Source organism: Bradyrhizobium mercantei (assembly GCF_001982635.1).
Lineage (GTDB): Bacteria > Pseudomonadota > Alphaproteobacteria > Rhizobiales > Xanthobacteraceae > Bradyrhizobium > Bradyrhizobium mercantei.
On record NZ_MKFI01000005.1, the window covers coordinates 649,073 to 664,777 of the forward strand.

Sequence of the window (15,705 nt, forward strand, 5' to 3'; positions counted from 1 at the left end):
ACGTTGTCCGGCCGCCGAATTGAATGCCAAATGGACAATCGAGAGAGCGCCGATAGCAGGACCGTCAGGTAGGTTAAGTGACCACCGCCATTGCCATTTTGCCTCCGCTCGGCCGGCTCCTCGGCCTGTGCGCGGGCGCCATGCTGCTGTTTTGCGCCGAGCGCGCCAGCGCGCAGGGGCGGCTCGACGCCCATTATGAGGCGACCTTGGCCGGTATCCCGGTCGGCAAGGGCACCTGGACCATCGAAATCGGCGACGACACCTTCTCGGCCTCGGCGCAGGGCGGCACCGCGGGCCTCCTGAAGGCGTTTTCCGGCGGCTCTGGCGCCGGCGCCTCGCAGGGCCGCGTCGTCAACGGCTCGCTGGTCGCGAGTTCCTACACCGCGACCACGACCACCTCGAAGAAGTCGGAGACGATCCGGATGGTGCTCGCCGGGGGCGGCATCAAGGAATCCGCGATCGAGCCGGAGCCGCCGGTCGATGCCGACCGGCTGCCCGTGAGCGATGCGCAGAAGAAGAACGTGTTCGATCCGATGACCGGCTCGTTCCTGCGCGCGCCCGGCAATGCCGAATTGATGAGCCCGGATGTCTGCCGCACCGGCGCCGGCGTGTTCGACGGCCGCATGCGCTACGACCTCAAGCTCGATTTCAAGCGGGTCGAGATCGTCAAGGCCGAGCGCGGCTATCACGGCCCGGCGCTGGTCTGCGCGCTCTATTTCGTGCCGATCTCGGGCTACATCCCTGACCGACCCGTGATCAAATACCTCGCCGCCCAGCGCAACATCGAGATCGCCTTCGTGCCGATCGCGGGCACCCGCCTGCTGGTGCCGTTCCGCATGACGATCCCGACCCCGCTCGGCCAGGCCATGCTGGAAGCGACCTCGTTCGTGACGACGGCCGCGCCGCCGCGCGTGGCGAAGACGCAGTAGCAGGACGACACAGGCCGTCATTGCCGGGCTTGACCCGGCAATCCATCCGTTTCGCGAGAGGGTTTGTTTGGTTGATGGATGCCCGGGTCAAGCCCGGGCATGACGAGCAATGCAACAAACGTCATGGAATCCAGTTGACTCTTGCCCGGTTCTGATTCGACTCGGTCACCCCTGGAACTTAAGGAATTCAGTCCGCATATCCCATGCTTGTGGAGCCCTCTCAAACTTGATCTAGTGCCGCCGCCTTGGACTCCGCCGAGATGTTGCGGTGAACGTTTCAGGCCTGGAATGGAGTCAGCGATTCGGCCGCGATTCGTTCTCAACTCGTTCCAGAGCTTAAGCCGGGCGCCGAAAGCGTCGCATTGTGAGACAGATTTTGCGAAAGGATGCGTGCAGGAGTGAAGCCCGAGGCGTCAGTCTTTCACCGTCACCCTGAGGAGGCCGCGCAGCGGCCGTCTCGAAGGGCGACGGCCCCGCTGTCTCACCAAGATCGCCGCAAACGGCTCGATCTCGGCCGTCCATCCTTCGAGGCTCGCTCCGCTCGCACCTCAGGATGACGGATCGGGTATCCTGCCAACAGTTCAAGAAACACCTGCAAAAAATGGTTTTCTCAACTTCGTTCGGAAATGACCGCGTGCCCGGTGCGGGCGTCACCGCAGTGCTCGGGCCGACCAACACCGGCAAGACGCATCTCGCGATCGAGCGCATGCTGGCGCATTCGTCCGGCCTGATCGGGCTGCCGCTGCGGCTGCTCGCGCGCGAGGTCTACAACAAGATCGTCGACCGCGCCGGCGTCGACAACGTCGCGCTGGTCACCGGCGAGGAGAAGATCAAGCCGAAGGCGCCGCGCTTCTGGGTCTCGACCGTGGAAGCGATGCCGCGCGATCTCGACGTGTCGTTTCTCGCGGTCGACGAGATCCAGATCGCGGCCGATCTCGAGCGCGGGCATGTCTTCACCGATCGCATCCTCAATCGCCGCGGCCGCGACGAGACGCTGCTATTGGGCGCAGCGACGATGCGGCCGATGATCGAGCGGCTGCTGCCGGGCGCGTCGATCATCACGCGGCCGCGGCTGTCGCAGCTCGAATTCGCCGGCGACCGCAAGATCACGCGGCAGCCGCGCAGAACGGCAATCGTCGCGTTTTCGGCGGATGAAGTGTATGCGATCGCCGAGCTGATCCGCCGCCAGCATGGCGGCGCGGCCGTGGTGCTCGGCTCGCTCAGCCCACGCACGCGCAATGCGCAGGTCGCGATGTTCCAGAACGGCGACGTCGATTATCTCGTCGCCACCGATGCGGTCGGCATGGGGCTCAATCTCGACGTCGATCACGTCGCCTTCGCCTCCGACCGCAAATATGACGGCTACCAGTTCCGCCGGCTGACGCCGGCCGAGTTCGCCCAGATCGCGGGCCGCGCCGGCCGCGCCACGCGCAACGGCACCTTCGGCACCACCGGTCGCTGTGCGCCGTTCGAGCCGGAGCTCGTCAACGCGCTGCAGAACCACACCTTCGACAGCGTCAAGATGCTGCAATGGCGCAACGCGAAGCTCGATTTCGCCTCGCTCGGCGCCTTGCAGGTGTCGCTGGCGCTGTCGCCCAATCATGAGGCACTGACGCGGGCCCCGGTGGCCGAGGACCTGCGCGTGCTCGAGCATGTCGCGCGCGACGCCGAGGTGCGCCAATGGGCGCACGGGGCCAAGGCCGTGGAGCGGCTGTGGGAGGCCTGCCAGGTTCCGGACTACCGGAAACTGTCGCCGGCCGCCCATGCCGAACTCGTGACCACGCTGTATGGCTTCCTGATGCAAAAGGGTCGTATCCCTGACGCATGGTTTGCCGCCCAGGTCGACCAGGCCAACCGGACCGACGGCGATATCGACACGCTATCGGGCCGGATCGCGCAGATCCGGACCTGGACCTTTGTTGCCAACCGGCCGGACTGGCTCTACGACCCGGACCACTGGCAGGGGATCACGCGCGAGCTCGAAAATAAATTATCCGATGCGCTGCATGAACGGCTCACGGAGCGTTTCGTTGACAGGCGGACCAGTGTATTGATGCGCCGCCTGCGGGAGAACTCAGTTTTGAATACGGAAATTGGCAAGACCGGTGAAGTGATCGTGGAAGGCCATGCGATCGGCCGGCTCGATGGTTTCACCTTCGCACCTGATGCGGCCGAGGCCGGCAGCGACGCCAAGGCGCTGCAAGCCGCCGCCCAGCAGGTGCTGGCGCGCGAGATCGATGCGCGCGCCGAGAAGCTGGGTGCCGCGCCCGACGAGCAGTTCGTGCTGACCTCCGACGGCACCATCCGCTGGACCGGCGATGCGGTCGCCAAGCTGGTCGCGGCCGACGACGCGCTGCATCCGCGGCTGCGCATCATTTCCGACGAGCGGCTGACCGGCGCCTCGCGCGAGGCGGTGCAGACCCGGCTCGACCTCTGGCTCAAGACGCATATCGAAAAACTGCTCGGGCCGCTGTTCGAATTGTCCAAGGCCGAGGATCTGCAGGGCATCGCCCGCGGCATCGCCTTCCAGCTGGTCGAGGCGCTCGGCGTGCTGGAGCGCTCGAAGATCGCGGCCGAGATGAAGGATCTCGACCAGCCGTCGCGCGCCGCGCTGCGCAAATACGGCGTGCGCTTCGGCGCCTACCACATCTATTTCCCGCAGCTCTTAAAGCCCGCGGCGCGCTCGCTGGCCTCGCTGCTGTGGGCCGAGAAGCAGAGCAATGTCGACATGGCTGCGCTGTCGAATGTGCAGCATCTCGCCTCCAGCGGCCGCACCTCGTTCCCGGTCGACAAGACCTTGCCGCGCGATGGCTATCGCGTGCTCGGCTATCGCCAGTGCGGCGAGCGCGCGGTGCGCGTCGACATCCTGGAGCGGCTCGCCGACCTGATCCGCCCGGCGCTGGCCTGGCGCGAGACCTCGCCGGGCGAGAAGCCGGCCGGTGCGTTCGACGGCCGCGGCTTTGTCGTGACCCAGGCGATGACCTCGCTGACGGGATCCGCCGGCGAGGACTTTGCCTCGATCCTGCGCGCGCTCGGCTACCGCATGGACCGCCGTCCGCCGCTGCCGCCGAAGCCCGTCGAGGCTCAGCCTGCCGAGACCACCGAGACGGTCGCCGCCGAGACGCCGCCGGTCGAGGCGACCTCCGACGCCGCCGTCGATGCACCGGTGGATGCCGCCGCCGAGGCGCCGGCTGGCGCAGAGGTCACCGCCGATGCACTGGAGGCTGCGGTCGATCATCAGCCGGTGTCCGGCGATCCCGCGCCGTCGGCCGCGCTGCTGCCCGATGTCGGCTTTGCCGCGGTCGCCGCCAGCGAGGCGACGCCGGTCGTGGTCGAGACCCATCAGGATGCGGTGGCCGAGCGTGCTGCGCCGGTCGACGAACCCGCCGCAGAGCCCGCCGCTGCCGCCGAAGAACCCGCTGCCGAGGCGCCGGCTATCGAAGCCGCAGCCGAGCCTGCGCCGGCCGCTGAAGCCGTCGCGGAGGCACCTTCCGAAGCTGCACCTTTGGAGGCGCCGTCAGAGACTGCCGCTGAGGCGCCTGCGGAGACCGCGAGCGCCGAAGCTGCACCGGCCGAAGCCACCGCTGCCGAAGCCACCGCTGCCGAAGCCGCGCCCGCCGAGACGCCGGCCGAGCCGCAGCTCGTCGAAGTCTGGCGGCCCGGTGGCCGCTCCGACGAGCGCCGTCCGCATCACCGCGGCCATGATCGCAACCGCGGCCGCCACCAGGGCAAGCCCGCCGAGGGCGCACAAGCCGCTGAAGGCGGCGGTGAGGGTGAGGCCAAGCGCGAACATCATCGCCGTCCGCGCCGTCACCAGGATTTCCGCACGCCGCGTCCCGGCGCGCCCGCCGATCCGGCTGCGGCGCCCGCCGAAGGCGCGCAGGCGCGCGACAACCGCCAGGATAATCGTGACGACAAGGGCCCGCGCCGCGAACGCTTCGAAGGGAAGGGCCGCGATCGCGACAACAATGAGCGGCGCCGCGACAACAAGTTCGGTGGCGGCGATCGCAAGGGCGAGCGCGGCGATCGTGACCGTGGCGGCCGCGATTTCGGCAAGGGCGGCCGCGACAAGCGCGAGAGCGGCCCGTCGCATCGGCCCTACGCCTCGAGCGCGCCGCGCGAGCGCGACCGGCCGATCGATCCGAATTCGCCATTCGCCAAGCTCGCTGCCCTGAAGGAGCAGCTCGCGGGACGGAAGGAATAATCCGGCATAGCGTTTTCAAGCGAGGCGGGAGTCCGGTTCGCGTGAAGACAACGCGTCAAACATAGAAGTCCTTGGACAGACAGCGGCTCGACAAATGGCTGTGGCACGCGCGGGTGGTGAAGGCCCGCACCAGCGCGGCTGAACTCGTCGCATCAGGTCATGTCCGGATCAACGGCACGCGCGAGAAATCGCCGGGCCATGCGGTGAAGGCGGGCGACGTCGTCACCGTCGCGCTCGACAACAGCGTCCGCGTGCTGAAGGTGATCGGCTTCGCGGAGCGGCGCGGCGACGCCAGTTCGGCGCGCGTGCTGTATGAGGATTTGCAGGCCGGCAATTTGCAAGCCGGCAATTTGCAAGCCGGTAAGGAGTAGTTATCTAGCGTCTGTTACTTCGACCGCAACATGATCCGGACTAATGGGACCGGGTTCGCGATAGGATCATGCTCCCAATAAAGCCGGTGGCAGACGTGTGAGAATACTGGCGTTTTTCGGGGGCCGCTTCCCTTGCGGGGCCGGTATTCCTGCGCTAGGCAACCCCAGAAAAACTGGATCGTTTCGGAGTTTTGGATGACCTACGTCGTCACTGAAGCCTGCATCAAGTGCAAATATACCGACTGCGTTGAGGTCTGCCCCGTCGATTGCTTCTACGAGGGCGAGAACATGCTGGTCATCCATCCTGACGAATGCATCGATTGCGGCGTGTGCGAGCCGGAATGCCCGGCGGACGCCATCAAGCCGGACACCGAGCCGGGGCTGGAGAAGTGGCTCGAGGTCAACCGCGACTACGCCAAGAGCTGGCCGAACATCACCCAGAAGAAGGACTCGCCCGAGGACGCCAAGGAGTGGGAAGGCAAGGACGGCAAGTTCGAGAAATATTTTTCTTCGAACCCGGGCAGCGGCGACTGATTCGTCAGCATCTGCCGGGGACTACCCCGATAAGGGCGGGCTGCGGCCCGTCACCGGTCCGCCGTTAGGCCCTGATTTAACCCTAATGACGGACATATGACCTGAGCGGCCCCCGTTATGCCCGGAATCGGGCGTAAACCATTGATTTTTGCGGAAAATGTGCTATATTGGGCACATTACAGGCCAAGAACCCCCTGCCATGCGTACCTTGTGGCTTCGAGGTTCCCGCAAACATCGAACAGGGGCGTGGCAGTTTCCGCGCGCAGGCTGTGTCACAGAAAACGCGTAAAAAGAGTGCTTCAAAGACGACGAAAAAAGCCGCTGTCGTTGCTCGCAGCGCAACCAAGGGCCGTGCCAAGGCGTCCGTGAAGGGTGCCAAGAAGGCGGCGGCTGCAAAGTCCTCAAAGAACAAAAGAAGCGTGATGCCAGAAAAGACTGCCAAGCCTGCCGCGAAGGCGTCGGCTGCGAAACCCGCTGCCGCCGCAAAGGTCGCCCCCAAGACTGCTGCCCCCAAGCCGGCTGTTGCCCCGAAGGCTGCCGCCGCCGTTGCTCCCAAGGCTGCCGCGAAGCCCGCAGCGGCTGCACCGCGCGTCGAGGAGCCGAAGAAGGTCGTGACCCAGCGCCAGGGCTTCAAGGCCAATGAATTCGTCGTCTATCCCGCTCACGGCGTCGGCCAGATCCTGGCGATCGAGGAGCAGGAGATCGCGGGCGCCAAGCTCGAGCTGTTCGTGATCAACTTCATGAAGGACAAGATGACGCTGCGGGTGCCTACGGCGAAGGTCGCCAATGTCGGCATGCGCAAGCTGTCGGAGCCGGCGCTGGTCAAGAAGGCGCTGGAGACCCTGAAGGGCCGCGCCCGCGTCAAGCGCACCATGTGGTCGCGCCGCGCCCAGGAATACGAAGCGAAGATCAACTCGGGCGACATCGTCGCGATCGCCGAGGTGGTCCGCGACCTCTATCGTTCGGAATCGCAGCCCGAGCAGTCCTACTCTGAACGCCAGCTCTATGAAGCGGCGCTCGACCGTCTGTCGCGCGAAATCGCTGTTGTCCAGCACTCGACCGAGACCGAGGCGATCAAGGAGATCGAAGGCCAGCTCGCCAAGAGCCCGCGCCGCGGCGCCAAGGCCGAATCCGCTGAAGGCGACGCCGAGGGCGATGCCGACGGCGAGGATATGGACTCCGACGGCGACGACACCGCCGTCGAGGACGAAGCCGCCTGAAAGAGTTCGACGGATTGACAACAAAAGCCCGGTCGCAAGACCGGGCTTCTTGTTTCGTTGAGGCGTCTCCATGAGGCACGCTTCACCTCTCCCCTTGTGGGAGAGGTCGGATTGCATCGTCAGATGCAATCCGGGTGAGGGGTACGGCCTCTCCGCGAGTTGGCGTCCCTCGATAGACCGCAACCGCTCAAGGCTGCGTCCTATGAGCGAAACTGCCCGAAAACGGCTGCGGCTCTTACCGTCGTCCAGCCTTCCACCTGTCGCTGGCGTGACGGTCGGATCGATGAACGTCACCTGCAGGCGAGATGTTCCCTGAACACCCAGCCGAGTGGCCGAGAATTGGCATCGGCTACATATGCCCACCGCTTGCTGCGAGTATCACTCTTCTCGCGCAGAACGCGGACAAGCTGTCCATTCGAAATGGTGGAAATTATCTGCCCTTGGGGCTCGGCTCGAATATTCAGTGGAGTCGAGGTGGGGTCGACCACCACGCATTCCGCTAAGTTATCGGATGACTTCGAAGAAGATGTCGTGTCCGACTGCGCCAGGGCTGCAGAAGATATCCCGCCTATGACCGCGGCAATGAACGGTGACACCAATCGACGGCAATACTTGGCGCGCATCGTGAAGACATGTTCCTATCGAATGGGATAAGCGGTAGAGAGTGCGTCGTTCGTGCTGACATATGCTGCTTTCGAGCCGTCAGTGCCTTGCCACCCCCTGAACGAAGGCTCCGAACAACTGCATCATTTGCTGCTGGTTAGCTTGATTGATGCGCTCTTGGTTGAGCTTTTGTAGCTGAAGCTCATAACCTCGCTGCGCTCCCGCGTGCCCGAGTTCAGCGGCCCGCTGCAATAGTGCCAGTTTGGTTTGCTCCGAATTTGGCGTTTGAACCAGTCCCTTGTCGATAAGGTCGACTAGGCTAACCATCGAGTCAGCGTCACCCAGTGCGCTCCCCCGCTTAAAGAGCGAAATAGCTGTCGTCGTGTCCTTTCGGTCCCATAGATACATGCCACCGAGGTTGTCGAACGCAGCAGGATAGTTTGCGCCAACGAGGCGGAAGAATATGTCGAACGCTTGCTTCCTGTCCTTGAACTGGGTAGCTCGACCAAGCTGGTACTGATATCTGAGTTCGTTGGGGAAGGTGGCGGCCGCCTTCGTGCAGGCATCGTACGCTTGATCCGCTTGCAATTTCAGAACATCAAAAGGTACGCCGTCACCCGACCTTCTGGCGTCGGTTGGATTTGCAGCGAGTCGGTCGCAGTCAGCGCCGCTTTGCAAGCGTTGTCGATCTGCCGCCGCCGCTGCTTCCTTTGCTTGGCGGTCTCGCTCGGCGGCTTGTTGCGCTTGCTGGGCATCCCGCTCCGCACGTTCACGTGCTTCCTTTTCTCTTAGCTCCCCCTCCGCCTTCTTTTTTGCCGTAGCCGCGTCCTGTTGTTGACGCCAATCAGCGATGACCTCGCGGGTGGCAATCTTGAACTCGTCGCCCGTCCGCGGATGAAAGCCGGGGCCATCGTAGAATTCGTATTGGCCACTCTCACTTCGCCAGTACCAGACCTTTGTAGCTCCCGTTGTCGGTTCGAAGAAGCCGAACTTCTCCGGATCATCTATCCGCAGAGGTGCTCGACGAACGACCTTAGCGGCCTGCTGGTTCCACACTTGAACAACGTCCCGGGTAACGGGCGTTAACTCTTCGCCGGTTTGCGGATGAAAGCCCATGAGATCGAACAGTTCGATCTGACCACGATCGTTCTTGAAATACCAAACAACCGGCTCACCCGTTGTTGGATCAAAGAAGGTCGGATTGGTCGAGGTGATTATCTTTGGTCTATGGCCGCTTCGGTATTGTTCGATCTTTTCTACAATCTGAGGAGTAAGGGGACGACATTCGCGTCCAGTATCCGGATCGACCCCGATGCGGTTCAATGTCTTGATGCTGGTGCGAGTCATCACGTAGCATTTCTCCGCTACGCCATTTTTCCGGAAGTTCGCATCAATACGTCCGAGCAGAAGCGAATGTCCGATGACAAGCGCTAGGAGGCCCACGTAGCCGATCCGGCGCTTATGCTTCGAAAATGAGAACGTATAGCCCGCGAGGACCACGATCGCCGCGAAGCTGGCCCATAGGAGAGCCCGAGTAATTCCGGGATTTAGATCATAGGCGTCAGCAAGTTCTTCGACGTATGTGTGCGCCAAATAGTAGTAGACCAGCTCATTGCTGAGCCAAAAAATCAATCCACCTGCGAGAACGCAGACAAGCACCACGATGGCAATTTTGGCTGCTACGTTGAGCCGCCCTAGCGTTTGCGAGGTGACGCTGCGCACCTTTTCAATTGTTTGCACTTCTAGCCCCAACATCCCGTATTTCCACGGGTGTAAGTTCTTTTCTTCCTCAACCCAGCATTGACGATAAGAGGTGACCAGCTGAATTGTCAAAGCCATAAGCCGTCGTTTGCGACGAATGGTTAGCTCGAAACAGCGCCTTCTCTGATTGTGCCGCGAGTAGCAGGCCCTTCCTGCAGTGCTCTATTGAACAAACTCCTTGACGGTCGCCTTGCACGAAGTGCGAAAGCCGAAATGCTGCTGGAGGCACCGTAGGGAGACTGTGTCTTTAACTAATTGCAATGGCGTATGAATTATGACCGTGCCTGTACCACACGGGTAGAGACCTGGCTGGAGATCGCGGTTTGCGCCCTGCTGAGAACGCCGTCACTTCACCCGCTGCTTCTCCAGCTTGCGCGCCAGCGTGCGGCGGTGCATGCCGAGACGGCGGGCGGCCTCGGAGATGTTGAAGTCGGTCTCCATCAGGGTCTGGTGGATGCGTTCCCATTCCAGCGTCTTGATCGAGGTCGGCCGCGCGCCGACCTCGATGCCGGCGTTGCCTTGCGCTTTGAGGAACGCGGCCTCGATATCGTCGGTGTTCGACGGTTTGGCCAGATAGTGGCAGGCGCCGAGCTTGATGGCCTCGACCGCGGTCGCGATGCTGGCAAATCCCGTCAGCACCACGATCAGCATCTCGGGATCATGCGCGTGCAGCGCTTCGACGCAGGCAAGGCCGGACGCGCCGCCGGCAAGCTTCAGGTCGACGACCGCATAGCCGGGCGACTGCTGCTCGAGCAGCTCGCGGACCTCGTCGAGCGAGGCCGACACCGCGACGCCGTAGCCGCGGCGCTCGAACGAGCGCTTCAGCGTGCGGGCAAAACCTGCATCGTCCTCGACGATCAGAAGCTGGCGTTCATCCGTCAAGATGGTCTCCGATCGCTAGCGTCGAGAGCGGCAGCTCGAGCCTGACCGCGGCGCCAATGTCCGGCCGGTTGCGCGCCGTCACCACGCCGCCGAGCTTGCGCACGACGTTGACGACCAGGAACAGGCCGAGACCGCTGCCGGAGCTGCCCTTGGTCGATTGATACGGCTTGCCGATATGCGACAGCATCTCGCGCGAGAAGCCCGGGCCGCGATCGGTCACCGACAGCACGAGCTTGTCGGCATTGCGCTCGGCCGTCAGCTCGATCCAGTCGCGCGAGACCTCGGCGGCATTGTCGAGCACGTTGAAGATCGCCTGCTTGAGCGCGATGTCGGAGACGATCGCGAGGTCAGCGCCGAACGCATTGCGGAAATACAGCGTGGCCGACGGCCGCGTGGTCCGCCATTCCTCCACCAGCGCGGTCAGGAACGCCGCGACCGTGGTCGGCGAGGAGCCTTCGCCGCGGGCTTCGCCGGCCGACAGCAGGATGCCGGTCACAATCGACTTGCAGCGCTGCACCGAGATCTCCATCTCGCTGAGGTCCTGCGACAGCTCGGGGTCGGAGGCGAGCGTGGGCATCCGGCGCCAGTCGCCCAGGATGACCGAGAGCGAGGCGAGCGGCGTGCCGAGCTCATGCGCGGCGCCGGACGCCAGGAGGCCTATCCTGACGATGTGGTCCTGCTCGGCGGCGTGCTGGCGCAGCGCCGCGAGGCGGAGGTCGCGGTCGCGCAGATTGCGGTTGATCCGGGTCATGAAAACGACGAGCAGCACGGCGTCGAGCACGAGGCCGATGAAGGTGCCGGCGATGTAGAGGTTGAAGGCGTCGGCAAAGCCCTGCTGCGGCAGCTCCAGCGGCCGGTAGTAGCTGGTCAGCCAGGCGAAGTTCATGCAGACCAGCGCCACCAGCGACCAGGTCGAGGGCGCATCGAGCAGCACCGCGCCGAGCGTCACCTGCAGCAGATAGAGCGACGTGAAGGGATTGGTGGCGCCGCCGCTGAGATAGAGCAAGGCGGTCAGCGCCGCCACGTCGAGCGCGAGCGCGACTAAGAGCTCGCGGTTGTTGATGTCGGCGCGGTAGCGCAGCCACAGCAGGCTGACGACATTGAGCGCCACGAGCCCGGAGATCACGGCCGCCAATGGCAGCAGCGGCAGCGCGACGCCCATCCAGAACTGCACGAAGCCGATGGTGACGATCTGGCCGATCACGGCGATCCAGCGCAGCTGAACCAACAGGGCCATGTTCTTGCGGTTGGTCGCGATGTCGGCGGGCGCGGCGAGATCGAACGGCATGCCGGCAGCCGCGCTCACGGCGGACCGCATCACGGCCGTGCCGGCCGGGGCGTTCTCCTCATGCAGATCCGATGTGCGCTCGAGCATCTGGGCCTGTGTCGCGAGACAGATTGCGGGCTGCGCCGATCAGGCGGCGCACGGCGGCGCGCCTCGAGGTCCACCCTGGATCGCCGGCGCGGCCCCTGCCGCTGAAGGTGCGCAGGAGCGCGCCCGCCAGCATAATGGCCAGCACGAACCATGTCAGCGCGTAAATCAGATGGTTGTTCGGAAACCGCACGATCGTGAGCCCGCCGACCGGGGCGCCGCCCGGATTCGGCGTCGCGTCGGCGTCGATGAAGAAGGGAGCTGCCTGCGACAATCCGTGCGTAGCCGCGATCGCTGCGACGTCGCGGGAATACCAGCGGCCCGCCGCCGGATCGTTGCTGCGCAGGAAGCCGCCCTTCGGCTCCGAGATCCGCAACAGTCCGGTGACGTTGACCGGGCCTTGCAGGTCGCCGTCGCGCCGGGTCGCGGGATCGCGCCGGTCGGGCGGAACAAAGCCGCGGTTAACCAGCACGGTGGTTCCGTCAGCCATCCGCAGCGGCGTCAGCACCCAGAAGCCGGGGCCTTCGTTCGTCACGGCCTGCACCAGCGTCTCGTCGGAATTCAGGAAAGTGCCGCGCACGGTGACGCGGCGGTATTCGTCGCGCGCGGCCGTGACTTCCGACCACGACGATGGCGGCGGCGGCGCGACCGGCGCCGCGTGCATGCGCCGCTCGACCCGTTCGATCAGCGCCAGCTTCCAGGTCCTGCGTTCGACCTGCCAGATTCCGAGCGCGCTCAGCAGCACCACGCCCAGCATGCCGAGCGTGAGCAGCACAAGCGAGGGTCTGGCAGACCGCATCGTCACGGCATCTGGCTCATGTCGTGCATCGGCATCATGTTGATGTTGAGGTGATGCATGACCCACAGCGAGCCGGTCAGCGCGATCACCACCATGACCACGGTGAAGATCATCGCCATCATGGTCCAGCCGTTCTCGGACCGCGTGTTCATGTGCAGGAAGTAGATCATGTGAACCACGATCTGCACCGCGGCCAGCACCAGCACGATCAGCGCGGTGACTGCCTTGTCGGCGATGGTCCCGGTCATCACCAGCCAGAACGGAATGGCCGTGAGGATCACCGAGAGGCCGAAGCCGATCAGGTAGCTCTTCAGCGAGCCGTGGGCGGCGCCGCCATGGTCGTCATGGCCGTGGTCGTTGGAGTGCAGGGCGTGAGAGTTGGTTGTCATCGCAGCATTCCCAGGAGATAGACGAAGGTGAAGACGCCGATCCAGACCACGTCGAGGAAGTGCCAGAACATCGAGAGGCACATCAGCCGGCGCCGGTTGGCCGTGGTGAGGCCGAAGCGCGCGGTCTGCACCATCAGCGTCACCAGCCAGACCAGGCCGAAAGTGACGTGCAGGCCGTGGGTGCCGACCAGCGTGAAGAACGACGACAGGAAGGCGCTGCGCTGCGGCGTCGCGCCTTCGTGGATCATGTGGGCGAACTCGGTGAGCTCGATGCCGAGGAAGGCGAGGCCGAACAGTCCGGTGATCGCGAGCCAGAGCTGCGTCTGACCGATCTTCGATTTCTCCATCGTCAGCATGGCGAAGCCGTAGGTGATCGAGGAGAGCAGCAGCATCGTGGTGTTGAGCGCGACCAGCTTGAGGTCGAACAGATCCTTCGGCGCCGGGCCGGCGGCGTAGTTGCCGCCGAGCACGCCATAGGTCGCAAACAGCATCGCGAAGATGAGGCAGTCGCTCATCAGGTAGATCCAGAAGCCCAGCATGGTGCTGGCGCCTTCCGGATGATCGTGCTCGTCGATGACGTGGAAGACCGGCTCGGAGCCTTGGACGGAGATTCGGTTGGTTGCTACGCTCATGTCTGGGCTCCCGCGGCGAGAACGCGCGTCCGCGCATCTTCGGTCCGCACCACCTCATCCGCCGGGATGTGGAAGTCGCGGTGATAGTTGAAGGTGTGGCCGATCGCGACCGCGAGCAGCGCAACGAAGCTGACGGCGGCGAGCCACCAGATGTACCAGATCAGGGCGAACCCCATCACCGTCGCGAAGCCGGCGAGGATGATGCCGGTGCCGGTGCTGGACGGCATGTGGATCGGCCTGAAGCCGGTGAGCGGGCGCCTGTAGCCGCGGCGCTTCATGTCCCACCAGGCGTCGTTGTCGTAGACCACAGGCGTGAACGCGAAGTTGTAGTCCGGCGGCGGCGACGAGGTCGCCCATTCCAGCGTGCGCGCGTTCCAGGGATCGCCGGTGGTGTCCTTGAGCTGCTCGCGGCGCAAAATGCTGACCGCGAACTGCACCAGCATCGCGCCGATGCCGAGCAGGATCAGGAAGGCGCCGAAGGCTGCGATGACGAACCAGATCTGCAGAGTGGGATCGTCGAACACGCGCAGCCGTCGCGTCACGCCCATCAGGCCGAGCACGTAGAGCGGCATGAAGGCGAAGTAGAAGCCCGAGACCCAGAACCAGAACGACAGCTTGCCCCAGAACGGATCGAGCCTGAAGCCGAACGCCTTCGGGAACCAGTAGTTGATGCCGGCGAACAGGCCGAACAGCACGCCGCCGATGATCACGTTGTGAAAATGCGCGATCAGGAACAGGCTGTTATGCAGCACGAAATCGGCCGGCGGCACCGCGAGCAGCACGCCGGTCATGCCGCCGATCACGAAGGTCAGCATGAACGCCACCGTCCACATCATCGGCAGCTCGAAGCGGATGCGGCCGCGATACATCGTGAACAGCCAGTTGAACATCTTCGCGCCCGTCGGGATCGAGATGATCATGGTGGTGATGCCGAAGAACGAGTTCACGCTGGCGCCGGAGCCCATCGTGAAGAAGTGGTGCAGCCAGACCAGGTAGGACAGGATGGTGATGACGACGGTGGCGTAGACCATCGAGGTGTAGCCGAACAGCCGCTTGCCGGAGAACGTCGCGGTCACCTCGGAGAAGATGCCGAACGCCGGCAGCACCAGGATGTAGACCTCGGGGTGGCCCCAGATCCAGATCAGGTTCACGTACATCATCGGGTTGCCGCCGAAGTCGTTCGTGAAGAAGTTGGTGCCGACGTAACGATCGAGCGACAGCAGCGCCAGCACCGCGGTCAGCACCGGGAAGGAGGCGACGATCAGGACGTTTGTGCAGAGCGAGGTCCAGGTGAACACCGGCATCTTCATCATCGTCATGCCCGGCGCGCGCAGCTTGACGATGGTGCAGATCAGATTGATGCCCGATAAAGTGGTGCCGACGCCTGCGACCTGTAGTCCCCATATGTAATAGTCGACGCCGACGTCAGGACTGTAGCCGATGTTCGACAGCGGCGGGTAGGCGAGCCAGCCGGTGCGGGCGAATTCGCCGACGAACAGCGACATCATCACCAGCACGGCGCCGCCGACCGTCATCCAGAACGAGAAATTGTTGAGGAAGGGGAAGGAGACGTCGCGGGCGCCGATCTGCAGCGGCACCACGTAGTTCATCAGGCCGGTCACCAGCGGCATCGCCACGAAGAAGATCATGATCACGCCGTGGGCGGTGAAGACCTGGTCGTAGTGATGGGCCGGCAGATAGCCGTCGGAGCCGTTGAAGGCGATCGCCTGCTGCAGGCGCATCATCAGCGCGTCCGCGAAGCCGCGCAGCAGCATCACGATGCCGAGGATCATGTACATGATGCCGATGCGCTTGTGGTCCACGGTGGTGAACCACTCGCGCCACAGATAGCTCCAGAGCCGGAAGTAGGTGACGATGGCGAACAGCGCGAGACCGCCGGTCGCGACCACCGCGAAAGTGCCGACCAGGATCGGCTCATGGATCGGCAGCGCATCCAGGTTGAGGCGGCCGAAGATCATCTTGACGAGATCGGGATTCATGCGGTCCTC

General features: G+C 64.0%; 13 protein-coding genes. 5 read left to right on the plus strand and 8 right to left on the minus strand.

The features are described from left to right. The first annotated feature begins 140 nt into the window (after positions 1–140). From BI327_RS25675 to BI327_RS25695, 5 genes are all read left to right on the plus strand, one after another. Positions 141–929 carry a DUF3108 domain-containing protein gene (locus tag BI327_RS25675; protein WP_076864286.1) on the plus strand — a complete coding sequence of 263 codons (789 nt, stop codon included), beginning with the start codon at positions 141–143 and terminating at the stop codon, positions 927–929. 601 nt (positions 930–1,530) lie between these two features. Next, the gene (locus BI327_RS25680; RefSeq protein WP_076864051.1) at positions 1,531–5,133 is read left to right on the plus strand and encodes a helicase-related protein; all 3,603 of its coding nucleotides are present in this window, start codon (positions 1,531–1,533) and stop codon (positions 5,131–5,133) included. A gap of 71 nt (positions 5,134–5,204) precedes the next feature. Continuing rightward, positions 5,205–5,504, plus strand: coding sequence for an RNA-binding S4 domain-containing protein (locus BI327_RS25685; protein ID WP_076864052.1), 300 nt, complete (start codon positions 5,205–5,207; stop codon positions 5,502–5,504). Positions 5,505–5,699: 195 nt separating this feature from the next. Next, positions 5,700–6,038 (plus strand): ferredoxin FdxA, encoded by a 339-nt coding sequence (gene fdxA, locus BI327_RS25690; protein ID WP_076864053.1) that lies wholly within the window; start codon positions 5,700–5,702, stop codon positions 6,036–6,038. Between the two features lie 422 nt (positions 6,039–6,460). After that, positions 6,461–7,258 carry a CarD family transcriptional regulator gene (locus tag BI327_RS25695; protein ID WP_076864054.1) on the plus strand — a complete coding sequence of 266 codons (798 nt, stop codon included), beginning with the start codon at positions 6,461–6,463 and terminating at the stop codon, positions 7,256–7,258. Positions 7,259–7,548: 290 nt separating this feature from the next. Here the strand turns inward: BI327_RS25695 and BI327_RS43790 are convergent, their stop codons facing one another. The 8 genes from BI327_RS43790 to cyoB all read right to left on the minus strand — a co-directional run bounded on the left by BI327_RS43790 (position 7,549) and on the right by cyoB (position 15,696). Further along, a complete protein-coding gene (locus BI327_RS43790) occupies positions 7,549–7,881 on the minus strand; it encodes an SH3 domain-containing protein (RefSeq protein WP_076864055.1) in 333 nt (110 codons plus the stop codon). A 79-nt stretch (positions 7,882–7,960) separates the two neighbouring features. Continuing rightward, complete coding sequence (locus BI327_RS25705) at positions 7,961–9,700, minus strand: tetratricopeptide repeat protein (protein ID WP_076864056.1); 1,740 nt, start codon at positions 9,698–9,700, stop codon at positions 7,961–7,963. Positions 9,701–9,967: 267 nt separating this feature from the next. After that, on the minus strand, positions 9,968–10,504 hold the full coding sequence (locus BI327_RS25710) for a response regulator transcription factor (RefSeq protein ID WP_076864057.1): 537 nt from the start codon (positions 10,502–10,504) through the stop codon (positions 9,968–9,970). After that, entirely contained in the window at positions 10,494–11,879 is a 1,386-nt protein-coding gene (locus BI327_RS25715; RefSeq protein WP_076864058.1) for an ATP-binding protein, read from the minus strand. Before BI327_RS25715 ends, BI327_RS25710 begins: the two co-directional genes overlap by 11 nt. Next, complete coding sequence (locus BI327_RS25720) at positions 11,851–12,675, minus strand: SURF1 family protein (RefSeq protein ID WP_167386907.1); 825 nt, start codon at positions 12,673–12,675, stop codon at positions 11,851–11,853. The genes BI327_RS25715 and BI327_RS25720 overlap by 29 nt, the downstream gene beginning before the upstream one ends. Before the next feature lie 2 nt (positions 12,676–12,677). Then, positions 12,678–13,064, minus strand: coding sequence for a cytochrome o ubiquinol oxidase subunit IV (gene cyoD, locus BI327_RS25725; protein WP_076864059.1), 387 nt, complete (start codon positions 13,062–13,064; stop codon positions 12,678–12,680). Continuing rightward, on the minus strand, positions 13,061–13,696 hold the full coding sequence (gene cyoC, locus BI327_RS25730; protein WP_076864060.1) for a cytochrome o ubiquinol oxidase subunit III: 636 nt from the start codon (positions 13,694–13,696) through the stop codon (positions 13,061–13,063). Before cyoC ends, cyoD begins: the two co-directional genes overlap by 4 nt. Beyond that, on the minus strand, positions 13,693–15,696 hold the full coding sequence (gene cyoB / locus BI327_RS25735; protein ID WP_076864061.1) for a cytochrome o ubiquinol oxidase subunit I: 2,004 nt from the start codon (positions 15,694–15,696) through the stop codon (positions 13,693–13,695). The genes cyoC and cyoB overlap by 4 nt, the downstream gene beginning before the upstream one ends. Between the last annotated feature and the right edge of the window lie 9 nt (positions 15,697–15,705).